The organism is Cellulomonas sp. KU4C (genome assembly GCF_056868065.1).
In genome coordinates this window covers 1,784,282-1,806,552 of sequence record NZ_CP200322.1, presented here as the reverse complement: position 1 = coordinate 1,806,552, position 22,271 = coordinate 1,784,282, and the positions used below count along the sequence as shown (strand labels likewise).

The 22,271-nt window shown below is 75.4% G+C and carries 19 protein-coding genes and 1 pseudogene; 10 read left to right on the top strand and 10 right to left on the bottom strand.

The window, feature by feature from the left end; genetic code table 11:
* The first annotated feature begins 20 nt into the window (after positions 1 to 20).
* Positions 21 to 1,178, top strand: a complete 1,158-nt coding sequence (locus tag AC1VL8_RS08655) for a glycerol dehydrogenase (RefSeq protein ID WP_483074900.1) — start codon at positions 21 to 23, stop codon at positions 1,176 to 1,178.
* On the top strand, positions 1,178 to 2,530 hold the full coding sequence (locus AC1VL8_RS08650; protein WP_483074899.1) for an alpha-amylase family protein: 1,353 nt from the start codon (positions 1,178 to 1,180) through the stop codon (positions 2,528 to 2,530). The genes AC1VL8_RS08655 and AC1VL8_RS08650 overlap by 1 nt, the downstream gene beginning before the upstream one ends.
* A gap of 6 nt (positions 2,531 to 2,536) precedes the next feature.
* Here AC1VL8_RS08650 and topA read toward each other — a convergent pair whose 3' ends face one another.
* The 3 genes from topA to AC1VL8_RS08635 form a co-directional block, all read right to left on the bottom strand.
* Positions 2,537 to 5,347 (bottom strand): type I DNA topoisomerase, encoded by a 2,811-nt coding sequence (gene topA / locus AC1VL8_RS08645; protein ID WP_483074898.1) that lies wholly within the window; start codon positions 5,345 to 5,347, stop codon positions 2,537 to 2,539.
* Between the two features lie 106 nt (positions 5,348 to 5,453).
* A complete protein-coding gene (locus AC1VL8_RS08640) occupies positions 5,454 to 6,476 on the bottom strand; it encodes a phosphatase PAP2 family protein (protein ID WP_483074897.1) in 1,023 nt (340 codons plus the stop codon).
* Positions 6,477 to 6,585: 109 nt separating this feature from the next.
* A complete protein-coding gene (locus tag AC1VL8_RS08635) occupies positions 6,586 to 7,002 on the bottom strand; it encodes a hypothetical protein (protein ID WP_483074896.1) in 417 nt (138 codons plus the stop codon).
* A 181-nt stretch (positions 7,003 to 7,183) separates the two neighbouring features.
* On the opposite strand from AC1VL8_RS08635, the gene AC1VL8_RS08630 reads away from it, so the two are divergent.
* The 4 genes and pseudogenes from AC1VL8_RS08630 to AC1VL8_RS08615 all read left to right on the top strand — a co-directional run bounded on the left by AC1VL8_RS08630 (position 7,184) and on the right by AC1VL8_RS08615 (position 9,977).
* On the top strand, positions 7,184 to 7,564 hold the full coding sequence (locus AC1VL8_RS08630) for a VOC family protein (protein ID WP_483074895.1): 381 nt from the start codon (positions 7,184 to 7,186) through the stop codon (positions 7,562 to 7,564).
* Between the two features lie 79 nt (positions 7,565 to 7,643).
* Positions 7,644 to 8,378: a response regulator transcription factor gene (locus AC1VL8_RS08625; RefSeq protein WP_389225741.1), complete on the top strand. Its 735-nt coding sequence runs from the start codon at positions 7,644 to 7,646 to the stop codon at positions 8,376 to 8,378.
* 104 nt (positions 8,379 to 8,482) lie between these two features.
* Positions 8,483 to 9,388, top strand: a pseudogene (locus tag AC1VL8_RS08620) (histidine kinase dimerization/phospho-acceptor domain-containing protein); the annotation flags it as partial.
* Positions 9,389 to 9,482: 94 nt separating this feature from the next.
* Positions 9,483 to 9,977: a sensor histidine kinase gene (locus AC1VL8_RS08615; protein ID WP_483076214.1), complete on the top strand. Its 495-nt coding sequence runs from the start codon at positions 9,483 to 9,485 to the stop codon at positions 9,975 to 9,977.
* Between the two features lie 13 nt (positions 9,978 to 9,990).
* Here the strand turns inward: AC1VL8_RS08615 and AC1VL8_RS08610 are convergent, their stop codons facing one another.
* From AC1VL8_RS08610 to radA, 3 genes are all read right to left on the bottom strand, one after another.
* Entirely contained in the window at positions 9,991 to 10,926 is a 936-nt protein-coding gene (locus AC1VL8_RS08610; RefSeq protein ID WP_389225735.1) for an aldo/keto reductase, read from the bottom strand.
* Between the two features lie 150 nt (positions 10,927 to 11,076).
* Complete coding sequence (locus AC1VL8_RS08605; protein WP_483074894.1) at positions 11,077 to 12,282, bottom strand: hypothetical protein; 1,206 nt, start codon at positions 12,280 to 12,282, stop codon at positions 11,077 to 11,079.
* A gap of 151 nt (positions 12,283 to 12,433) precedes the next feature.
* Complete coding sequence (gene radA, locus AC1VL8_RS08600) at positions 12,434 to 13,843, bottom strand: DNA repair protein RadA (RefSeq protein WP_483074893.1); 1,410 nt, start codon at positions 13,841 to 13,843, stop codon at positions 12,434 to 12,436.
* A 147-nt stretch (positions 13,844 to 13,990) separates the two neighbouring features.
* On the opposite strand from radA, the gene disA reads away from it, so the two are divergent.
* Positions 13,991 to 15,067: a DNA integrity scanning diadenylate cyclase DisA gene (disA, locus tag AC1VL8_RS08595; protein ID WP_389225726.1), complete on the top strand. Its 1,077-nt coding sequence runs from the start codon at positions 13,991 to 13,993 to the stop codon at positions 15,065 to 15,067.
* Between the two features lie 58 nt (positions 15,068 to 15,125).
* On the opposite strand, the gene AC1VL8_RS08590 is transcribed toward disA, so the two are convergent.
* Entirely contained in the window at positions 15,126 to 15,683 is a 558-nt protein-coding gene (locus AC1VL8_RS08590; protein ID WP_483074892.1) for a hypothetical protein, read from the bottom strand.
* Between the two features lie 282 nt (positions 15,684 to 15,965).
* Between AC1VL8_RS08590 and AC1VL8_RS08585 the strand changes: the two genes are divergently transcribed.
* Positions 15,966 to 16,934 (top strand): HhH-GPD family protein, encoded by a 969-nt coding sequence (locus tag AC1VL8_RS08585; RefSeq protein ID WP_483074891.1) that lies wholly within the window; start codon positions 15,966 to 15,968, stop codon positions 16,932 to 16,934.
* 2 nt (positions 16,935 to 16,936) lie between these two features.
* Here the strand turns inward: AC1VL8_RS08585 and AC1VL8_RS08580 are convergent, their stop codons facing one another.
* From AC1VL8_RS08580 to AC1VL8_RS08570, 3 genes are all read right to left on the bottom strand, one after another.
* Entirely contained in the window at positions 16,937 to 17,485 is a 549-nt protein-coding gene (locus AC1VL8_RS08580; protein WP_483076213.1) for an amino-acid N-acetyltransferase, read from the bottom strand.
* Between the two features lie 41 nt (positions 17,486 to 17,526).
* Positions 17,527 to 18,231, bottom strand: coding sequence for a TetR/AcrR family transcriptional regulator (locus AC1VL8_RS08575; protein ID WP_483074890.1), 705 nt, complete (start codon positions 18,229 to 18,231; stop codon positions 17,527 to 17,529).
* 72 nt (positions 18,232 to 18,303) lie between these two features.
* On the bottom strand, positions 18,304 to 19,254 hold the full coding sequence (locus AC1VL8_RS08570) for a sugar-binding transcriptional regulator (protein WP_389225714.1): 951 nt from the start codon (positions 19,252 to 19,254) through the stop codon (positions 18,304 to 18,306).
* Positions 19,255 to 19,448: 194 nt separating this feature from the next.
* Here AC1VL8_RS08570 and AC1VL8_RS08565 point away from each other — a divergent pair, with 194 nt between their 5' ends.
* Both AC1VL8_RS08565 and AC1VL8_RS08560 read left to right on the top strand, forming a co-directional pair.
* On the top strand, positions 19,449 to 21,266 hold the full coding sequence (locus tag AC1VL8_RS08565) for a glycerol-3-phosphate dehydrogenase/oxidase (protein ID WP_483074889.1): 1,818 nt from the start codon (positions 19,449 to 19,451) through the stop codon (positions 21,264 to 21,266).
* A gap of 109 nt (positions 21,267 to 21,375) precedes the next feature.
* Positions 21,376 to 22,122 (top strand): MIP/aquaporin family protein, encoded by a 747-nt coding sequence (locus AC1VL8_RS08560; protein WP_483074888.1) that lies wholly within the window; start codon positions 21,376 to 21,378, stop codon positions 22,120 to 22,122.
* The last annotated feature ends 149 nt before the right edge of the window (positions 22,123 to 22,271 follow it).

Genomic DNA, 22,271 nt, shown 5'->3' with positions numbered 1-22,271 from the left:
CCACCACCCGAGGAGGAACCGTGTCCGCGCTCCTGCAGCACCCGCCCGTCCGCACCCTGATCAGCCCCGCCCGCTACGCGCAGGGGGTCGGTGCGATCGACCGGCTCGGGGAGCTGGTCGAGCCGATCGGCAGCACGCCCCTGGTGGTCGCGGACGACGTCGTCTGGTCGTTCGTCGGGGAGGCGGTGACGCGGTCGTTCGCGTCCGCGGGCCTCCCGCTCACCCGGGACGGGTTCGGGACCTACGCCACCGCCGCGGTGGTCGACGGGATCGCGGACCGGATCCGCGAGACCGGCGCCGACGTCGTCGTGGGCGTCGGGGGCGGCTCGACGATCGACGCGGTCAAGGCCGCCGGGTTCCTCGCGGGCGTCCGCTGGGTGTCGGTGCCGACGGTCGCCTCGACCGACGCGCCCTGCTCCGCCCTGTCGGTCATCTACGACGACCACGGGGGGTTCGAGGAGTACCGGTTCTTCCCCCGCAACCCCGACCTGGTGCTGGTCGACACGCAGCTGGTCGCGAACGCCCCGGTGAGGTTCCTCGTCGCCGGCGTGGGCGACGCGCTCGCGACCTGGATCGAGGCGCGCGCGGTCGCCCGGACCGACGCCACCACGATGGCCGGCGGCATCCCGACGACCACCGGCACCGCCCTGGCCCGGCTGTCGTGGGACATCCTCTGGGAGCACGCGCTGCCCGCGGTGGCCGCGGTGCGCGACCACCTCGTCACCCCGTCGGTCGAGAAGGTGGTCGAGGCGAACACCCTGCTGTCCGGCCTGGGCTTCGAGTCCGGCGGGCTGGCCGCGGCGCACGCGATCCACAACGGCCTGACCGCCGCCCCGCAGACCCACGGCCTCACCCACGGGCAGAAGGTCAACATCGGCTCGGTCACCCAGCTGGTCCTCGAGGGCGCGCCGACCCAGGAGGTCCGCGACTTCGTCGAGTTCACCACCCGCGTCGGGCTGCCGAACACCCTGACCGAGGTCGGCCTCGGCGTGGACGACGTCGACGACCTGACCCGCGTGGCCGAGGCCGCGACCGCCGAGGGCGAGACCATCCACGCGATGCCGTTCACCGTGCGGGTGCCGGCGCTGGTCGACGCGCTGCGGTCGATCGAGGGGTTCTCCCGGCAGGTCCGCGCGGACGCCGGGCTGCCGGAGCCGACCCCGCACCGGGCCGGCTGATGGCGCCCACCTGGGTGGACCACGCGATGTGGTGGCACGTCTACCCGCTGGGCTTCACCGGCGCCGAGCCGGTGGCGGACGACGCGACCCCCGTGACGCACCGCCTCGCGCAGGTCGAGGCCTGGGTGGACCACGTCGTCGACCTGGGGCTGAACGGTCTCGCGCTGGGGCCGGTGTTCGCCTCCAGCACGCACGGCTACGACACCGTCGACCACCCGCGGGTCGACCCGCGCCTGGGCGACCGGGACGACCTGGACCGGCTGCTCGCCGCCGCGCACGACCGCGGGGTCCGGGTGCTGCTCGACGGGGTGTTCAACCACGTCGGCGAGGAGCACCCGCTGTTCCGCGCCGCGCTGGCGGGCGGCCCCGGCTCCCCCGAGGCCCGGCTGTTCCGGATCCGCTGGCCGGACGACGGCGGCGCACCCGACTGGGACTGCTTCGAGGGCCACCGGTCGCTGGTCGCCCTGGACCACGACGCCCCCGAGGTCGTCGACCTGGTCGCGGACGTGATGACGCACTGGCTGGACGCGGGCGCCGACGGCTGGCGGCTCGACGCCGCGTACGCGGTGCCGACAGGGTTCTGGGCGCAGGTCGTCGCCCGGGTCCGCGAGCGGCACCCCGACGCGTACCTGATGGGCGAGGTGATCCACGGCGACTACCCGGCGTTCGTCGCGGAGTCGGGGCTGGACGGCGTCACGCAGTACGAGCTCTGGAAGGCCACCTGGAGCGCCGTCCGCGACCGGAACTGGCACGAGCTCGTCTGGACCCTCGGTCGGCACGACGCGTTCCTGGACTCCTTCGTGCCGTACACGTTCGTCGGCAACCACGACGTGACGCGTATCGCCGACCAGGTCGGCGACCCCGCACTCGCGGGCCACGCCCTCGTGGTGCTGATGACGGTGGGCGGGACCCCGGCGGTCTACTCCGGCGACGAGCTGGCGTACCGCGGGGTCAAGGAGGACCGGGCCGGCGGCGACGACGCGGTGCGCCCTGCGTTCCCGCCCAGCCCCGCGGACCTCCCCGGACCGGACGAGGCTCCCGACGCGTGGGCCGCCTACCACCGGCACCAGGCGCTGATCGGCCTGCGCCGCCGCCACCCGTGGCTGCACACCGCGCGCACCCGCGTCGTCGAGGTCACGAACACCCGCCTCGTGTACGAGGCCCGTCCGGCCGGCGCGACGTCCGACGGCACCGGCCCCGCCCTGCTGGTCGCGCTCAACCTGGACGCCGGGACCTGGTCGCTGGCGACGCCCGACGGCGCCAGGGTCGTCGCCCAGGACGGGCCCGGGACGACCGAGCGGGACCACGTCGTCGACGTGGCCCCGCTCGGGTGGGTCGTGCTGGAGGTCTGAGGCGACCTACTTCTTGGCGGCGGCCTTCTTGCGCGGGGCCGCCGCCTTGCGGGCCGCCGGCTTCTTCTTCGGGCCCTGGGCGCGCTTGTCGGCCAGCAGCTCGACGGCCTGCTCCGGGGTGATCGACTCCGGGGTGACGTCGCGCGGCAGCGTCCGGTTGGTCTCGCCGTCGGTGACGTACGCGCCGAACCGGCCCTCCTTCACCACGATCGGCTTCTTGGAGGTCGGGTCCTCCCCGAGCTCGCGCAGCGGCGGGGTCGCGGTGGCGCCGCGACCGCGCTTGGGCTGCGCGTAGATCGCCAGCGCCTCCTCCAGCGTCGTGGTGAAGATCGCCTCCTCCGACGGCAGCGTGCGCGAGTCCGTGCCCCGCTTGAGGTACGGGCCGTACCGGCCGTTCTGCGCGGTGATCTCCGTGCCCGTCTCCGGGTCCGTCCCGACGACCCGCGGCAGGCTCAGCAGCTGCAGCGCGTCCTCGAGGGTGATCGTCTGCAGGTTCTGGGACTTCAGCAGCGAGCCGGTGCGCGGCTTCGGGAGGGCGGCCAGCGCCCTCTTCCTCGCGGCGGCCGACAGGCCGGGGTCGAGCTCGGGCTCGGGCAGCAGCTCGGTGACGTACGGGCCGTAGCGGCCGTTCTTCGCCACGATCGTCGTCCCCGCGACCGGGTCGGTGCCGAGCACCAGGTCGCCCTCGGGCTCGTTCTCCAGGAGCTCGCGGGCGTGCTCCGGGGTCAGCTCGTCGGGGGCCAGGTCGTCCGGCACCGACGCGCGCCGCGGGTTGCCGTCCGGGCCGGGCTCGCCGCCGGTCTCCTCGATGTACGGCCCGTACCGGCCGACACGCAGCGTGATGCCGTCGCCGATCGCGATGGAGTTGACCTCGCGGGCGTCGATCTCGCCGAGGTTCGCGACGAGGTCGCGCAGGCCGTCGCCGTCGGGGCCGTCCGCGGCGTGCTGCCCGAAGTAGAACCGGGTCAGCCAGTCGACGCGGTCCTTCTGGCCGGCGGCGATGGCGTCGAGGTCCTCCTCCATGCCGGCGGTGAAGTCGTAGTCGACCAGCCGGTCGAAGTTCTCCTCCAGCAGGCGGGTCACGGCGAACGCCAGCCACGTCGGCACCAGGGCCTGCCCGCGGCTGGTCACGTACCCGCGGTCCTGGATGACCGAGATGGTCGCGGCGTAGGTGGACGGGCGGCCGATGCCGCGCTCCTCCAGCGCCTTCACCAGGCTCGCCTCCGTGAACCGCGGCGGGGGGGACGTGCGGTGGCCGTCGGCGGTGAGGTCAGACGCCTGCACGGCGTCGCCCTCGGCCATCTGCGGCAGGCGGGTCTCGCGCGCCGCGCCCTTGCCGGAGCCCTCGGCCGCGTCCGCGCCGTCGGCCGCGTCGGAGGAGTAGCGGTCGACGTCGCGACCCTCCTCGTACGCAGCGAGGAACCCGCGGAACGTGATGACGGTGCCGCTGGCCGCGAACACCGCCGCGGTCGGCGCGCCCGCCGCGGGGCCGTCGCTCGCGGTGCTGCCGTCGGGCAGCGCCGGCGCCGGGACGGTCGCCGCGATCCGGACGGACGCGGTCGAGCCGCGCGCGTCGGCCATCTGGGAGGCGACGGTCCGCTTCCAGATCAGCTCGTACAGCCGGAACTGGTCGCCGGACAGCTCGCGGGCGACCTGCGCCGGCGTGCGGAAGTTGTCCCCCGCCGGGCGGATCGCCTCGTGGGCCTCCTGGGCGCCCTTGCTCTTCGACGCGTAGACGCGCGGCTTGTCGGGCACGTGGTCCGCGCCGTAGAGCTCGGCGGCCTGCCGCCGCGCCGCGTCGACCGCCTGCGTGCTCAGCACCGGCGAGTCGGTACGCATGTAGGTGATGTAGCCGTTCTCGTACAGCGTCTGCGCGGTCCGCATCGTGGCGCGCGAGGCCATCCGCAGCTTGCGGCTCGCCTCCTGCTGCAGGGTCGACGTGGTGAACGGCGCGGCCGGGCGCCGGGTGTACGGCTTCGTCTCCAGCGACCGGACGCCGAACGCCGCGCCGTCGAGCGCGGACACCCAGGCGGTGGCGGCCCCCTCGTCCAGGTGCACCGGGCGGGCCGACGCCGAGCCCTTGAGCACGCCGTCGTCGCCGAAGTCGCGGCCCGTGGCCACGCGGCGCTCGTCCAGCTGGACCAGGCGCGCGTCGAACGACGGCTCCGCGGTGTCCTCGACCGCGAACGTCGCGGTCAGGTCCCAGTAGTCGGCGGCGCGGAACGCCATGCGCTCGCGCTCGCGCTCGACGACCAGGCGGGTCGCGACGGACTGCACGCGGCCCGCGGACAGGCCCTGGCGGACCTTGCGCCACAGCACCGGGCTGACCTCGTACCCGTACAGGCGGTCGAGGATGCGGCGCGTCTCCTGCGCGTCGACCAGGCGCGTGTCCAGCTCGCGGGTGTTCTCCAGCGCGCGGGTGATGGCCTCGCGGGTGATCTCGTGGAACACCATGCGCTTGACCGGGACCTTGGGCTTGAGCTCCTGGAGCAGGTGCCACGCGATGGCCTCGCCCTCGCGGTCCTCATCGGTCGCGAGGTAGAGCTCGTCGGACTCCTTGAGCAGCCGCTTGAGCTCCGCGACCTTCTTCTTCTTGTCGGAGTCGACCACGTAGTACGGCTCGAACCCGTTGTCGACGTCGACCGCGAACTTGCCGAACGGGCCCTTCTTCATGTCCGCGGGCAGCTCGCTCGGCTGCGGCAGGTCACGGATGTGACCCACGCTCGCCTCGACCTCGAAGTCGTCGCCGAGGTACCCGGCGATCGTGCGCGCCTTGGCCGGCGACTCCACGATGACCAGCTTGCGACCTGACGACATACGCTCCTGCTTCCTCAGAACTTCCCGGACCTGCCGGGGCGACGGCACCGTCAGCGGCGCCGGGGGCCAGGCGGGGACAGCATGCCACCGCCCGTGCGGGGTGACTCTACGACGTCGGTCCCACGGCGTCCGACCCGGATGTGGCGGACCGTCGCAGCACCAGCAGCACCGCGAACACCGCGGCAGCCGTCGCGACGATGCCCAGCGCCCCGCCACCGTACGACGTCAGGAGGGCGGCGGTCGTGCCGACCGGGTCCGGCGACGACCAGGTGCGGCGCAGCGCGACCACCGCGGCGCCCCCGGCGAACGCCGCGACGAGCCCGAGCAGCACCGCCGCGACCCGGGTCCCGGTGCCGCTGCCACCCCGGGTGATCGCCGGCAGCGCGGCCGTCGGCGGGTGCCGGTCGACCGTCGTCCCGACGCGCAGCGCCAGGGCCGCGCACCCGAGCGCGCCCCAGAGCAGCACGACGAGCAGCCCGGCGATCACGTCGGACGGCCGGTGCCACTGCCCGACCAGGGTGCTCACGCCGGTCGCGCCCGCGTAGGTCGCGCCGAGCACCGCCACCCACGGGCGCGCCCGGGGCGGCACCACGAGCAGCACCGCGGCGGCGACCGAGGCCGCGGCGGTGGTGTGCCCGCTCGGCAGCGTGTTGAAGTCCGGCCCGTACCCGAGGTCCGGCCGGTCCAGCAGCATCGTCTTCAGCACCCGCGTCGTGACGTTCGCCCCGACCAGCACCCCGCCCGCGACCAGCGCGAGCGCCCACCGGCGCCGGACGAACGCGATGACCGCGCACGCGATGATCGCGCCCGCGATGAACCCGACGGACACCACGTCGAGCACCGGCTCCGCGACCTCCCACAGCCGGTTCTGCCCGATGTGCGCGCCGTCCAGCGCGGCCTGGTCGACGGCCTGGCCGCGCTCCGACCCGACGAACACCCGCCACGACACCGCGACGCCGGCCACCGCCACGGCGGCGACGACCAGGGCCGCGACCACCCGGCGCACGATCGCCCCGGCACGACGGGCCGGCAGCCGGGGACGGTCGGCGGGGACGGCACGCCCGGGCGCGCCGCCGTCCGGCTCGGGGCCGCGCCAGGACGTCGGCGGGGCAGCGGTCGGGCGGGTCATGGGGCCCACCGTAGGCGGTGGTGGCGCAGCAGCCCCGCCGGACGGGGCGCCGCGCACGATTCCTCCACCCGACCGCCGGGGGGCGTGCGCGGACGGGCGGGTGGGGGGCTCACTCTGCCGTCGACACCCGCCGCCCCGCGAGCGCCTCGTCCTGGTCGCCGTCGAGCAGCACCGCGTGCCGGCCGGCCTCGGCGAGGTGCGCGCGGGTCTCGGGGTCGGCGTGCACGCACAGCAGGCAGCCGCCCCGGGCCTCGAGCTGGGTCGCGGCCTCGTCGACGGCGTCGGCGGCGCGGCGGCTGCGCAGACGGGCCGACCGCAGGTCCAGCACGACGATCGAGGCGCACGCGGACAGCGCGTCGAGCAGCGCGCGGAGCCGACCCGCGTCGGCGCGACCGAACGAGCCCGCCGGGCGGACCGTGGCGGTGAGCCACGCGCCCGCGCCGTCGTCGCCGGGCAGCGTGGCGGGCGCGGCGGTCTCGGCGGGACGGACGGTGGCGGCGGGCACAGGTGCGTCGAGGACCGTCATGGTGAGCTCCCGGGTCGCTGGTGCCCCGGTGCGGGGCGACGTGGGACCCAGCGAACGCGCGGACCCTGAGGACCGGCTGGGGACACGCGCTCGGGCACCTGAGCGCCGCGGGACCTTCACGCCGCACCCCCGCCGGGTGCACCCTGGGGGCACCTACAGGACGACGACGTCGGAGGCCACCGTGCTCGACCTCAGCAACGGATTCAGCGGGTTCTCGGTCGCGGACGTGCCCGCGGCGCGCGCGTTCTACGGCGACGTGCTCGGGCTCGACGCCGAAGAACGCGACGGCCTGCTCGTGCTGCACCTGGCGGGCGGGCGCGACGTGCTCGCCTACCCGAAGGGCGACGCGCACACGCCCGCCTCGTTCACGATCCTCAACTTCCCCGTCCCGGACGTGCCGGCGGCGGTCGCGGAGCTGCGGGGTCGGGGCGTGGTGTTCGAGCGGTACGAGGGTACCCCGACCCAGACCGACGAGGACGGGGTGTTCCGGGGCGGCGGGCCGCTGATCGCGTGGTTCACCGACCCGTCCGGCAACGTGCTGTCGGTCATCGAGGACGAGTGAGCACCCGGTCGTCCCGGCACACAGGAAACCCACAGGGCGACGTCAGGGACGACTCAGGTCGCGCACGCACACTCGTGCCATGACCACCTCCACGCTCCAGCGCGACGCCCTCACCCGAGCCGACGGCCAGCCGGTCCGCGCCCTCGTCGTCGACGACGAGGCCACCCTCGCCGAGCTGCTCTCCACCGCGCTGCGGTACGAGGGCTGGCAGGTGGAGCACGCCCTGACCGGGCAGACGGCGATCAAGCAGGCGAAGACGCTGGACCCGGACGTCATCCTGCTCGACGTGATGCTGCCCGACCTGTCCGGCCTGGAGGTGCTGCGCCGGATCCGCGCCACCCACCCGCACGTGCCCGTGCTGTTCCTCACCGCGAAGGACGCCGTCGAGGACCGCATCGCCGGCCTGACCGCGGGCGGCGACGACTACGTGACCAAGCCGTTCAGCCTCGAGGAGGTCGTCGCGCGGCTGCGCGCGCTGCTGCGCCGCGCCGGGGCGGTCTCGGAGCGCGAGGAGGCCGTGCTCACCGTCGGCGACCTGCGGATGGACGAGGACGCACACGAGGTGTCCCGCGCCGGTGTGGACATCCGGCTGACCGCGACCGAGTTCGAGCTGCTCCGCTACTTCATGCGCAACCCCAAGCGCGTGCTGTCCAAGGCGCAGATCCTCGACCGCGTGTGGCAGTACGACTTCGGCGGCCAGGCGAACATCGTCGAGCTGTACGTGTCGTACCTGCGCCGCAAGATCGACAAGGGCCGCGAGCCGATGCTGCACACCCTGCGCGGCGTCGGGTACGTGCTCAAGCCCGCGGCGTGACCCCCACGGGGCCGACCTCCGCCCGACCGGGTCGGTCGCGCTGGACGCTGCGCCGGCGGCTGGTCGCGATCGTGGTGGTGCTGCTGGCCACGGTCGCGGCGGTGATGGGCCTGGTGTCGACGCTCGCGCTGCGGTCGTCGCTGCTCGGCCAGATCGACGACCGGCTGGAGGCGGCCAGCGAGCGGGCCTCGTCCGCACCCGACCGGCTGGACCGCGCGGGCGCCGACGGCATCCCCTCCGACGCGCCGACCGACGACGCGACCGGCGAGGTCCTCGTCCCCCGGTCCGGCGGCGACGGCGTGCCGCCCGCGTTCGGGCTGCCGGGCCAGGACGTCGGGACGGTCAGCGTGTTCGAGCGCTCCGACGGCACCCTCCAGGCGGGCTACCTCGACGAGGACGCTGCGGTGCAGGAGCTCGACGACGCCCAGCTCGACGTGCTGCTCAGCATCGCCCCGGACGGCGAGCAGCAGACCGTCGACCTGCCGGGGCTCGGCTCCTACCGGGCGATCTCGGTGATCTCGTCCGGGGGTGACACCTCGGTGACGGCGATCCCGGTCGCCGGGGTCACGGCCACCGTCGACGAGTACGTCGTCGTGGAGGTCGCCGTCGCCGCGACCGGGCTGCTGGTGGCCGCCGCGCTCGCCACCGTGCTCGTCCGCCGCGAGCTGCGCCCGCTGGACCGGGTCGCCGCGACCGCCGCACGCGTCTCGGAGCTGCCGCTGAGCCGCGGGGCCGTCGCCATCCGCGAGCGCGTCCCCGACGAGGACACCGACCCCACGACGGAGGTCGGCAAGGTCGGCGCCGCGCTGAACCGGGTGCTCGGCCACGTGGAGCAGGCACTGACCGCCCGCCACGAGTCCGAGACGCAGGTGCGCCGGTTCGTCGCCGACGCCAGCCACGAGCTGCGCACCCCGCTGGCGTCGATCCGCGGCTACGCCGAGCTGGTGCAGCGGCTCCCGGGCGACCTGCCCGACGACGCCCTGCGCGCGATGAGCCGCGTCGAGTCCGAGGCGCGCCGGATGACCTCGCTGGTCGAGGACATGCTGCTGCTGGCACGCCTGGACGCGGGCCGGGACCTGGAGCTCGACGAGGTCGACCTCGGGGGTGTCGCCGCGGACGCCGTCGCGGACGCCCACGTCGCGGGACCCGACCACACGTGGCTCCTCGAGCTTCCCCGTCGGCGACGAGGACGAGGACGCCGAGCCCGCCCTCGTGCGCGGCGACGAGCACCGGCTGCACCAGGTGCTGGTGAACCTGCTGTCCAACGCCCGGGTGCACACCCCGGCCGGGACCACCGTGGTGGTGTCCGTCCTGACCGAGGGCGACGAGGTGCTGCTCCGGGTGCGCGACGACGGGCCCGGCATCGCGGAGCCGTTGCGGTCCCGGCTGTTCGAGCGGTTCGCGCGCGGCGACGAGTCGCGCAACCGGGCCGCCGGGTCCACCGGCCTGGGGCTCGCCATCGTGCACGCCGTCGTCACCGCGCACGGCGGCACCATCGACGTCGACGGCACCCCCGGCGCGACGACGTTCACCGTGCGGCTGCCGCGGGCGGACGACGGTGACGGCAGCGGCGGGGACGGCGCCGGCTCGGTCGCCTGACGGCCCGACCCGATCAGGCCGACGCGGCGGACAGCGCGCCGATCTCCTCCGCCGTCAGCTCCAGCCGCGCGCCCGCCAGCAGGTCGGGCAGCTGCTCGACGGTGCGGGCGCTCGCGATCGGCGCGACCACGCCGGGCTGCACGCGCAGCCACGCGAGCGACACGGCCGTCACCGACGTCCCGTGTGCCGCGGCGACCTCGTCGAGCACGCCCAGCACCCGCCGGCCCCGGTCGTCGAGGTAGCGCCCCGCCGACCCCGCGCGCGGGCTGTCGACGGCCGGGCCGCCCTCGCGGTACTTGCCCGTGAGGAACCCGCTCGCCAGCGACGAGTACGGCAGCACGCCCAGCCCCTCGCGGACCGCGAGCTCCTGCAGCGGGCCCTCGTACTCGTCACGGTGCACCAGGTTGTAGTGCGGCTGCAGCGCGACGAACCGCGGCACGCCGAGCTCGTCGGCGATCCGCAGCGCCTCCGCCAGGCGCTCCGTGCTGAAGTTCGACGCCGCGACGTACCGGGCCTTGCCCTCCCGGACGACCTCGCCCAGGGCGGCCACCGTCTCCTCCAGCGGGGTGTCCTGGTCGTCCATGTGCGCGTAGTACAGGTCGACGTAGTCCGTCTGGAGACGCTTCAGCGACTGCTCGATCGCGCCCCGCACCGTCGCGCGCGACGTGCCCAGGTACCCGTCGAGCTTGCCGACCTTCGTCGCGAGCACGACGTCCGCGCGGTTGCCGCGCGACGCCATCCACCGGCCGAGCACCTCCTCGGACTCGCCGCCGGCGTGCCCGGGCGCCCACTGCGAGTAGACGTCCGCGGTGTCGACGAAGCTGCCGCCCTCCGCGACGAACGCGTCCAGGACGGCCGTCGACGCGGCCTCGTCCGCGGTCCAGCCGAACACGTTGCCGCCCAGGTTCAGCGGCAGGACGTCCAGGTCGGTGGTGCCGATGCGGGTCATGGTCCTCCTCGGTCGGGTGTCGCGGCCGCCGGGGGCCGCGCGTGCACGGTCCGTCCTATCGCCCCGGCCGTCCGGACGCGATCCGGGCCCGACGCACGCGACCCCCACCGCCGGGGCGGAGGGGGTCGCGTGGCCGAGCGGAGCCGCAGGTCAGAGCGGGTACGCGGCGTAGAGGTTCGCGATGTCCGCCGCCGGACCCGTGACGAGGAACACCGCCGAGCCGTTGCGCCACAGCGCCACGCCGGTGCCGTCGCCCGCGTCGACGACGGTGACCGTGCCGACCGCGGTGCCGTCGACGGTGACCTCGCCGCTGCTGAGCACCGCGGGGGCCGCGCTGCCGGCGCCCGTGCTGCCGGCGCCCGCGGTGGCGGAGGTGGTGGCTGTCGAGGGGTCGCCGTCGCCATCGGCGTCGGCCGTGGGGGCGGTCGGCAGCGCGGCCGCGAGGCCCGCGAGCACCGCGTCGGCCTCCTCGGGCGTCTCCCACTGGCCCGCCTGCACCGTGACCTGGCCGGAGCCGCCGTCCGTGTAGGTCTCGGTGTACGCCTCGATCGCACCCTGGCCCAGCCACGCCGCGTCGTCGGCCGACGACGCCAGCGCGTACTGCAGCACGGTCGCGGGCAGCGCCGTGGCGAACGCCGTCGTCGCCGCGCGGGCGGCCGGCTCGACGGTCGCGGTGGGCGACGGCAGCACCACGTCCGCGGGGGTCGCGGCCCCAGGGGCGTCCTCGCGGGTCAGCACGTAGCCGGCGACGCCCCCGCCGACCACCACGACCGCGGCGACCAGCGCCACGACCAGGGGCCAGCGACGACGGCGCGGCTCGTCCTGGAGGCCGGGCGTCCCGTCACCGGGGCCGCCGGCGTCGGCGTCGTCACCGGGCACGGGACCCGGCCCGGGGACGGCGGACGAGGGTGCGGCGAGGCCGGGCTCGCGGCCCACGAGGTTGGGGTGCGTCCAGCCGGCGCGGGGCTCCTCGCCGGGACGGTCCGCGGAGGCGGCGGGCGCGGCGGCGGGCGCAGTCGGGGCCCCGGGCACGGGCGAGGCGGCGGGCGCGGGCGAGGCGGCGGGCGTGGCGGGCGGCGCGGGCACCACGGGGATCTGCCCGGTCCGGATCTGCCGCCGGGTGGGCATCGGCGCGGCGAGGCCGGGCGCCGGGGCAGCTGGAGCAGGGGTCGTGGGTGCGGGGGGCGTGGGTGCGGGGGGCGTGGGCGCCGGGGTCGTGGGCGCGGCGGCGACCGGCGGCGGGGAGTCGGCGTCCCCGGAGAGCCGGGCCCATGTGGGCCGGTTCCACGTGGAGGGGCCCTCGGGCGTCGTCCCGCCCGGGCCCCGCCCGTCGTGGGTGCCGTCGGTGTCGGTCATGCACGTACTCCCTGCGCCGCCTGCACGGGTGCGGGGCGCACCCGCCCTCCCGTCGTCCGCGCGGCAGCCTACTGGCCGCCGCCGTCCCGGCCCGGGACCCCGCGCCGCTGCGCTCCCCCCGGCCCGCGCCGCTGCGCCCGAGGCCGCCCGCTCAGCCCGCCGTCGGTCGCACCCGCACCGCGTCCGGTCGGGTGAGGCGCACCGCCTCGCCGAGGTCCGCCGCCTGCCCGACCTGCATCCCCTCGGGGACCTGGCCCGGCTCGATCGACCCCGCCGGCACGACCGCGTGCGTGAACCCCAGGCGCGCCGCCTCCGCGAGCCGCCGCGCCGTCCCGGTCACCGGGCGGATCTCGCCCGCCAGCCCGACCTCCCCGATCGCGACCAGCCGGGGCGGCAGCGCCACGTTCTCCCGGCTGCTGACCGTCGCCAGCGCCAGCGCGAGGTCGGCCGCGGGCTCGACCAGGCGCGCGCCGCCGACTGTCGCGACGTAGACGTCCTGGTCGCCGACCTTCAGTCCGGCACGCCGCTGCAGGACGGCGAGCACCATCGCGAGCCGGCTGCCGTCGATACCGCTGGTGGTGCGCCGCGGGTTCGGCAGCATGCTCGGCGCGACGAGCGCCTGCACCTCGACCGCCAGCGGCCGGCGCCCCTCCAGGGTCACCGTGACGCACGTGCCGGGGACGTGGTGCCGCTCGTGCGAGACGAACAGCCCGGACGGGTCGGCCAGCCCCACGATCCCGGTCTCGGTCAGGTCGAAGCAGCCGACCTCGTCCGTCGGGCCGAATCGGTTCTTGGTCGCGCGCAGCAGCCGCAGCCGCGAGTGCCGGTCCCCCTCGAACTGGCAGACGACGTCCACCAGGTGCTCGAGGGTCCGCGGTCCGGCGACCGAGCCGTCCTTGGTGACGTGCCCGACGAGCACCACCGGCAGCCCGCGCTCCTTGGCCGCCGAGATCAGCGCCGCCGCCACCTCGCGGACCTGCGCGACACCGCCCGGCGCACCCTCGACGGCGGAGGACGCCACCGTCTGCACCGAGTCGAGCACCAGGAGGTCGGGCTCGGTCTGCGCGAGGTGGCCGAGGATCGTCCCGAGGTCCGTCTCGGCCGTCAGCAGCAGCGTCGCGGCGAGCGCCCCGATCCGCTCCGCGCGCAGCCGCACCTGGCCCGCGGACTCCTCACCGGTCACGTACAGGACCGTGCGACCGCCCTCGGCGGCCCGGCTCGCGACGTCGAGCAGCAGCGTCGACTTGCCCACGCCGGGCTCGCCCGCGAGCAGCACGACGGCGCCCGGCACCAGCCCGCCGCCGAGCACGCGGTCCAGCTCCCCGACCCCCGTCGGCCGGGAGCGGCTCGTCTCGACGTCGATCTCGGCGATCGGCCGCGCCGCCCCGCGCAGCGGCACCATCACGGCGGTCCGCGGTGCCGCGCCGCCCGGGCCGGTGTCCTCCGTCACCGAGCCCCACGTCTGGCACTCGCCGCAGCGGCCGACCCACTTGGACGTCGTCCAGCCGCACTCGGCGCAGCGGAAGACGGGCTTGGCGCTCTTCGTGGTCGTGGTGCTCACGGGTCGTGACGCTAGCCGCCGCCACCGACACGCGGCCCGCCACCCGGCACCCACCCGGGCGGCAGGGCGACGACCCGTGACCGCATCGCAACGTCCGCGGCGCGCGGCGAGCCCCCGCGGCGGCGCCCGGCTGCGTAGGATCGCGCCGTGCCCACACCCACGCCGCCCGACGACCTGCTGCGGCACACGCTCGCCGCGGTCGCGCCCGGCACCGAGCTCCGCGACGGCCTCGAGCGCATCCTGCGCGGCCGGACCGGCGCGCTCATCGTGCTCGGCGTCGACGCCACGGTCGAGAGCATCTGCTCCGGCGGGTTCGAGCTCGCCGTCGAGTTCTCCGCGACCCGGCTGCGCGAGCTCGCCAAGATGGACGGCGGCATCGTGATGGACCCGACGTCGCAGCGCATCGTGCGCGCGGGCGCCCAGCTGCTCCCGGACCCGTCGATCTCCACGTCGGAGACCGGCACCCGGCACCGCACCGCGGAGCGGGTCGCCAAGCAGACCGGCCTGCCCGTCATCTCGGTGTCCGCGTCGATGCGGATCATCGCGCTGTACGTCGGCGGCCAGCGGCACGTGCTCGAGAACGCCGACGCGATCATGTCCCGCGCGAACCAGGCGCTCGCCACGCTCGAGCGGTACAAGTCCCGCCTCGACGAGGTCAGCGGCACGCTGTCCGCCCTCGAGATCGAGGACCTGGTGACCGTCCGCGACGTGTGCGTCGTCGTGCAGCGCCAGGAGATGGTGCGCCGCATCTCGGAGGAGATCGCCGGCTACGTCGTCGAGCTCGGCACCGACGGGCGCCTGCTGTCCCTCCAGCTCGACGAGCTCACCGGCGGCATCACCAGCGACAGCGAGCTCGTGATCCGCGACTACCTGGACTCGGCCCGCCGCGACGTCGACGCCGTCCAGGGCGAGCTCGCCGCGCTGGACTCCACCGAGCTGCTCGACCTCGCGCTGATCGCCCGCGTGCTCGGCCTGCCGTCCGGCGTGGAGATGCTCGACGCCGCGACCGGGCCGCGCGGCTACCGCCTGATGTCGAAGGTCCCCCGCCTGCCGGCGGCGATCGTCGACCGCCTCGTCGGGCACTTCAGCGGCCTGCAGAAGCTGCTGGCCGCGAACATCGACGACCTGATGGCCGTCGACGGCGTCGGCGAGCAGCGCGCCCGCGCCGTGCGCGAGGGGCTGTCCCGGCTCGCGGAGTCGAGCATCCTCGAGCGGTACGTCTGAGCCCGAGCGGTACGTCTGAGCCCGGGCGGTCCGCCCGGACCCGGCCGCCGCGCCGGGCTCACTCCAGCCCGAACACCACCGGCTCGGTGACGACCCCGGCGAGCGTGAGCACCGCCTGGTAGGTCCCCGGCTGGGCGTCCGACTGCCCGCCCGCGCAGCCCTCGACCGAGCGCACCCGGTCCCACTGGACCTGCCGCTCGTCGGCCTGACCCGGCGCCAGCAGCAGCTGCAGCGGCTCCGTGGGCGCGCAGTCCGTGCTCGCCCAGATCCGGTCGCTGCCCGACGTGATGGCGACCTGCTGGTTCGGGCCGCCCGCGTCGACCAGGCAGGCGACGCTGCCGGCGTTGGTCAACCGCAGCGTGAACGTGGGCAGCGCGCCCTCGGCGTAGGTCGTGGCGTCCGCGCTGAGCTCGGCGGTCAGGTCCCCTGTGGCGCACACCGGCGTCCCGGTCTCGGTCTCCTCCGGCGCGGGGGTCTGCGTCGTCGTGCCGCCACCGGTCGCGGTGTCGTCGCCGCCCGAGCCGCCGCCGCGCACGAGCGCCCCGATCCCGACGACGGCCAGCACGACCACCGCCACCAGCACGAGCAGCACGACCGCCCGGCGCACCCAGTACACGCGCGGAGGGAGCGAACCCTCCGGCCGCAGCACGCCCATGTCCCGGCCTTTCTCGATTCGGTCGACGCGGACACGGTAGCCCGCCGCGCCGCACCCCCCGGGGACCCGCCCGAGGACACGCCTGGCCTCCTGGCCCCCCCTGCCGCTCGCCGAGACAGGGCCTCCGCGCCGGGACAGGGCGCCCTACCGCCCTGTCTCGGCGGCGCGGTGCTATCTCGGCGGCGCTGACCGACCGGCGGGCGGGCGGGCGGCGATTCGGTCGCGCGGCGCCGGCGGGTGAGGATGGCCCCCGTGCCGTCCTCCCCCGTCCTGCCCCTGCCCGCCGCCGCGGTCCGCGAGCCGGTGGTCGCGTGGTTCGAGGAGCACGCGCGCGACCTGCCGTGGCGCGCCCCGGACCGCACCCCGTGGGGCGTGCTGGTCAGCGAGGTGATGCTGCAGCAGACCCCGGTGGTCCGGGTGGAGCCGGCGTGGCGGGCGTGGCTGGCGCGGTGGCCGGAGCCCGCGGACCTCGCGGCGGCGAGCCCGGCGGACGTGCTGCGGGCGTGGGACCGGCTCGGCTACCCGCGGCGCGCGCTGCGGCTCCAGGACTGCGCGCGGGCGCTCGTCGAGCGGCACGGCGGCGCGGTGCCGGACGACGAAGAGGCGCTGCTGGCGCTGCCCGGGATCGGCTCGTACACGGCGGCGGCGGTGCGGGCGTTCGCGTTCGGGCGGCGGTCGGTGGTGCTGGACACGAACGTGCGGCGGGTGCTGGCCCGGGTGGTGGCGGGCGAGGCGCTGCCCGCGCCGGCGCTGACGGTCGGCGAGCGGCGGCTGGCCGAGGAGCTGGTCCCGGCCGACGACGCGGGCGCGGCGCGGTGGGCGGCGGCGTCGATGGAGCTCGGCGCCCTGGTGTGCACGGCGCGCGCCCCGCGGTGCGACGCCTGCCCGGTGCGGGACGTCTGCGCGTGGCGGCGGGCCGGATCACCGCCGGACGTGCACGCCCTGCGCCGCCGGACGCAGGCGTGGGCGGGAACCGACCGGCAGGTGCGTGGCCGGATCATGGCGCTGCTGCGCGACGCCCTGGAGCCCGCGCCGGCGCACGCGGTGGCCGCGGTGTGGCCGGACGACGTGCAGCGCGACCGCTGCCTGGCGTCGCTGCTCGTCGACCGCCTGGTGGAGGTCGTCCCGGGCGAGGACCCGGAGCAGCCCCGGTACCGCCTGCCGGCAGCGGTCGCGACGGCTGCCACGGACCCGACCGCCCCGACCGCCTGAGCTCAGTCCAGGTCGACGATCATCCGGGTGTTGCCCAGCGTGTTCGGCTTCACGCGCGCCAGGTCGAGGAACTCCGCGACGCCGTCGTCGTGCGACCGCAGCAGCTCCGCGTAGACCTCGGGCGGGACGGCCGCGCCGTCGATCGTGCCCCAGCCGTGCGCGGCGAAGAAGTCGACCTCGAAGGTCAGGCAGAACAGGCGCCGCAGGCCGAGGTCGCGGGCGCGCTCGGTCAGGGCCTCGAGCAGCGCGTGCCCGACACCCCGGCCGCGCCAGGCGCGGGCGGCCGCGAGTGTCCGGATCTCGGCGAGGTCCTGCCACATCACGTGCAGCGCGCCGCAGCCGATCAGGGTGCCGTCCTCCGCCTCCGCGACGACGAACTCCTGCACGGCCTCGTAGTAGCCGACCCACTCCTTGGCGAGCAGGATGCGCTCGTCGGCGTAGGGCTGCACCAGGTCGCGGATGCCCCGGACGTCCGCGGGCCGGGCCGGTCGCACCCGGTACGACGACGCGGCGGGCGCCGTGGGTGCGGACGACGACGGCGTTGCGGACAGCGGTGCGGCGGACGGCGGTGCGGCGGGCTCGGTCACGCCCCTCAACCTACGTCGTGCACCGGCGCCGACGCCCAGCGGTCCAGGCCCGGCACCAGCGCCGCGCCGGCGGTCCTGGCCCCGTCCAGCGCGGGTCCGTGGAGGCCGAGCACCCGCAGCGCCGCGTCCGCGACGACCGGCGCCAGGTCGGCGACCGCGGAGGTCCCGCCCGTGCGCCGCGCGGTGATGACGCTCTCGACGAGCCCGAACACCAGCGTGGCCTCCGGCGGCGCGACCCCCGTGGTGACCCGGTCCGGGCCGTGCACCGCCCGGAGCACCGCGGCGACGAGCGCGTCGTACCGCCCGCGCAGCGCCGCCCGCTCCTCGTGGAACTCGCCGAACGCCTCCCCCTCGACCTCGGGGAGCTGCATCAGCCCGCCGATGTTCACGGGGCCGTCCGCGAGCCACCGCGCGTCGGCGTCGCACAGCGCCCACAGGCGCGCAGCCGGGTCGCCGGGCTCGGCGAGCAGCTGGTCCGCGAGCGCCAGCGAGGGGCGCACCGTCTCGAGCAGCAGCGTGCGCAGCAGGGCGTCCTTGCCGCGGAAGTGGTGGTAGATCGACGCCTGCTTCACCCCGGCCCGGTCGGCGATCGCGTAGGTGGAGGTCGCGGTGTAGCCGACGCTGCTGAACAGGACGGCGGCGGCGGCGAGCACGGCGCCGCGGGTGTCGCGGTCGGCCCCGGTGCGGGGGCGGCCGGAGGGCGGGGTCATGCGCGCGGACGCTAGCAGCCGCGTGTCACGCGGGTGTGTCCGAGCCGGGCGGCCCCGCGCGGGCTCACCCGGTCAGGCGATCTCGAGCAGCCGGGCGGCGGTGCGCTCGTCCACGACCAGGTCGGTCATCGTCCCGGCGCGCAGCGCGGCGAGCAGCGGCACGGCCTTGTTGTCCCCGGCGACCGCGCACAGCCGGCGCGGGATGCGGCGGAGCTGGTCGGGGGACGGCCCGGTCGCGCGCGCGTTCAGGGGGACGTCGCGCCAGGACCCGTCGGCGCGCAGGAACACCGTGCACACGTCGCCGACCACTGCCTGGTCGTGCAGCAGCGTCACGTCGTCGTCGTCGAGGTAGCCCGCGGAGTACACGTGCGAGGGCACCGACCCGGCGACGGAGCCGACCGAGAACAGCGCGATGTCGGCGCGGGACTGCTCGTCGAGCACGCGCCGCACGGACCGCTCGCGCCACATCGCCTGCTTCGTCTCCGGGTAGTCGAAGAACGCGGGGACCGGGAAGTGGTGCACGGTCGCGCCGAAGGCGGTGCCGAACGAGGCGATCAGGTCGCTCGCGTACTCGATGCCGGAGGTGCGGGTGTTCGCGGCGCCGTTGAGCTGCACGACGACCGAGCCGTGGGTGACCTTGGGCTGGAGCCGGCGGGACACGGCGGCGAGCGTGGTGCCCCAGGCGACGCCGAGGATCATGTCGGAGTCGAACCAGGACGCCAGCAGCCGGGCGGTGGCGCGGGCGACCTGGTCGAGCGTGTCGAGCTGCTCCCCGGAGTCCGGGACGGGCACGACGTAGGTGTCGATGCCGAACGCCGCGGAGATCGACCGGCCGAGGCTCGGCGCGCGGGTGCTGGACGGCCGCAGCGTGATCTCGACGAGCCCGGTGTCGCGGGCGCGCTTCAGCAGCCGGGACACCGTCGACCGGGAGGTCCCCAGGTGCCGGGCGATGACCTCCATCTTGACGTCCTGCAGGTAGTACATGGACGCCGCGCGCAGCACGTCCTGCTCCCGGTCTGCCACGACCCACGACCTCCTCGTCGTCGTCCCATCCCTGGGACCTCGGTCCTGCACATTCGTGCACTGCGGTTGCGCGTCTGTTCGTCTGTGGTGACGATAGCGGACAGACAGGACCGAGGTCCCGGTCTGCGGGCGACTCGTCCCCCGCGACTCGGCGACCGGCGGCCGAGCACGGCGACACCGCGATGGAGTGGGACATGAGGACCGCAGCACTGACCCCCCGACTGCGTGACGACGCGCTGGCGACCCTGCGAGCGACCACGGAGGGCGGGCCGGAGCTCGACGTCCTGGTCATCGGCGGCGGCGTCACCGGTGCGGGCATCGCGCTCGACTCCGTGACCCGCGGGCTGTCGACGGCGATCATCGACGCGCAGGACTGGGCGTCCGGCACGTCCAGCCGGTCCAGCAAGCTCGTGCACGGCGGGCTGCGCTACCTGCAGATGCTCGACTTCCACCTGGTCCGCGAGGCGCTGACCGAGCGCGACCTGCTCATCAGCGACCTCGCCCCGCACCTCGTCAAGCCCGTGCCGTTCCTCTACCCGCTGGAGAACCGGGTCTGGGAGCGCGCGTACGTCGGCGCCGGCATCGCCCTGTACGACACCCTCGCGAGCGTCGGCGGCCGCAAGCGCGCCATGCCGCTGCACCAGCACGTCACCCGCAAGGGCCTCGAGCGCAAGTTCCCCGACCTGCGGCACGACGCCGCCGTCGGCGCCATCCAGTACTGGGACGCCAACGTCGACGACGCCCGCCTGGTGTCCACGCTGGTCCGCACCGCCGCCTCGTACGGCGCGCACGCCGCGTCCCGCACCCAGGTCGTCGGCCTGACGACCACCTCCGGCGGGGCCGTCACCGGCGCCGAGCTGCAGGACCTCGAGACCGGCGAGCGGTTCACCGTCCGCGCCCGGCACGTCATCAACGCCACCGGCGTGTGGACCGAGCAGACCGAGTCGCTCGCCGGCACCGAGGGCGGCCTGCGCGTGCTGGCGTCCAAGGGCATCCACATCGTCGTCCCCCGGGACCGGATCGCCGGCAACGTCGGTCTGATCCTGCAGACCGAGAAGTCCGTGCTGTTCGTCATCCCGTGGTCGCGCTACTGGGTGATCGGCACCACCGACACCCCGTACGAGCAGGACCTCACGCACCCCGTGGCGACCAGCGAGGACATCGACTACGTCATCGACCACGCGAACGCGGTGCTGTCCCGGCCGATCACCCGCGAGGACGTCATCGGCACCTGGGCCGGCCTGCGGCCGCTGCTCCAGCCCGGCACCAAGGAGGGCACGTCGTCCGCCAAGGTGTCGCGCGAGCACACCGTCGCCTCCCCCACCCCGGGCCTGACGGTGATCGCCGGCGGCAAGCTCACCACCTACCGGGTGATGGCCAAGGACGCCGTCGACTTCGCGATCGGCTCCCGCGCCACCACGCTGCCGTCCATCACGCACAAGATCCCGCTGGTCGGCGCCGAGGGCCTCGAGGTCCTGCAGCGCCAGTCCCGCGACATCGGCGGCCGCTACGGCTGGGACCGCGGGCGGATGGACCACCTGCTGCACCGGTACGGCTCCCTGCTCGGCGAGCTGCTCGAGATGGTCGACGAGGACCCGCGCCTCGGCGAGCCGCTGACGCACGCGCCCGCCTACATCGGCGCCGAGGCCGTCTACGCGGTGACCCACGAGGGCGCCCTGCACCTCGACGACATCCTCATGCACCGCACCCGGCTTAACTACGAGCAGGTGGACAAGGGCGTCGGCGCCCTCGAGGAGATCGCCGACCTCGTCGCCCCCCGCCTCGGCTGGGACGACGCGACCCGCGCCCGCGAGATCGACGCCTACCGGCAGCGCGCGGACGCCGAGAACGCCGCGGCGCAGCAGCCCGACGACGCCGCCGCGCAGGCCGCGCGCGACGTCGCCGAGGACCTCGCCCCGCTGGTCGACCTGCACACCACCCCCGTGCGGCCCGGGACCAAGCCCGGTTCGTCGACCCAGACCCCTGCCAGCGCAGGCCCGGCAGGGACATGATCAGCAGTACCTGAAGTAGACGCGGTCCCCCGGCCGCACTCCGGCAGGCCGCAGATCGACCCGCCGGATCCCTGCGAGACAACGACGTCCGTCAAGAAAGAGGTCGACCGTGGAGTCCATCTCGATCGGTGATGCAGCCATCTCCGAGTTCCTCGGCACCGCGATCCTGCTCCTCCTGGGTGCAGGCGTGGTCGCCAACGTGATCCTGCCGAAGACGAAGGGGTTCGGCGGCGGCTGGCTCCTCATCAACTTCGGGTGGGGCCTCGCGGTCTTCACCGGTGTGTACGTGGCGTTCCAGTCCGGCGCGCACCTCAACCCCGCGGTGACGCTGGGCCTGTGGGCCGCCGGCAAGGACGAGTTCGCCCCCGGCATCGAGGTCAACGCCGCCAACGGGTTCATGTACATCGCGGCGCAGTTCGCCGGCGCGGCCGTCGGTGCGGCGCTGGCCTACCTGGTCTACAAGAAGCACTTCGACGAGGACGCCGACCCCGGCATCAAGCTCGCGGTGTTCTCCACCGGACCGGAGCTGCGCTCGAAGGGCTGGAACTTCGTCACCGAGGTCGTCGCGACCTTCGTGCTGGTGTTCTGGGTCGCGATCAGCGGGAACACCCCCGCCGAGATCGGCCCGCTGGGCGTCGCGCTCGTCGTGGTCGCGATCGGCGCGAGCCTCGGTGGCCCCACCGGCTACGCCATCAACCCCGCCCGTGACCTCGGCCCCCGCATCGCCCACGCGCTGCTGCCGATCAAGGGCAAGGGCTCGTCCGACTGGTCGTACGCGTGGGTGCCGGTGCTCGGTCCCGTCGTCGGCGGGGTGCTCGGCGGCTTCGTCGCGATGTCGCTGTCCTGGGTCGCCTGACCCCCTGACGCACGGTCCGCCCGTCCCCACCCCTGCGGGGTCGGGCGGGCCGGCACTCCCGGCGGCGCGAGCCGTCACCCCCGACGGCGCAGGCCGTCACCCGCGGCGGCCCCGGTCGCCGCACCCCGCGGCCCCGTGCCGCACCGCTC

Coding starts and splice junctions, on each gene's coding strand:
- AC1VL8_RS08650 (WP_483074899.1), top strand. CDS start 1,178: ATGGCGCCCACCTGGGTGGACCACGCGATGTGGTGGCACGTCTACCCG.
- topA (WP_483074898.1), bottom strand. CDS start 5,347: ATGTCGTCAGGTCGCAAGCTGGTCATCGTGGAGTCGCCGGCCAAGGCG.
- AC1VL8_RS08640 (WP_483074897.1), bottom strand. CDS start 6,476: ATGACCCGCCCGACCGCTGCCCCGCCGACGTCCTGGCGCGGCCCCGAG.
- AC1VL8_RS08635 (WP_483074896.1), bottom strand. CDS start 7,002: ATGACGGTCCTCGACGCACCTGTGCCCGCCGCCACCGTCCGTCCCGCC.
- AC1VL8_RS08625 (WP_389225741.1), top strand. CDS start 7,644: ATGACCACCTCCACGCTCCAGCGCGACGCCCTCACCCGAGCCGACGGC.
- AC1VL8_RS08610 (WP_389225735.1), bottom strand. CDS start 10,926: ATGACCCGCATCGGCACCACCGACCTGGACGTCCTGCCGCTGAACCTG.
- AC1VL8_RS08605 (WP_483074894.1), bottom strand. CDS start 12,282: ATGACCGACACCGACGGCACCCACGACGGGCGGGGCCCGGGCGGGACG.
- AC1VL8_RS08585 (WP_483074891.1), top strand. CDS start 15,966: ATGGCCCCCGTGCCGTCCTCCCCCGTCCTGCCCCTGCCCGCCGCCGCG.
- AC1VL8_RS08575 (WP_483074890.1), bottom strand. CDS start 18,231: ATGACCCCGCCCTCCGGCCGCCCCCGCACCGGGGCCGACCGCGACACC.
- AC1VL8_RS08565 (WP_483074889.1), top strand. CDS start 19,449: ATGAGGACCGCAGCACTGACCCCCCGACTGCGTGACGACGCGCTGGCG.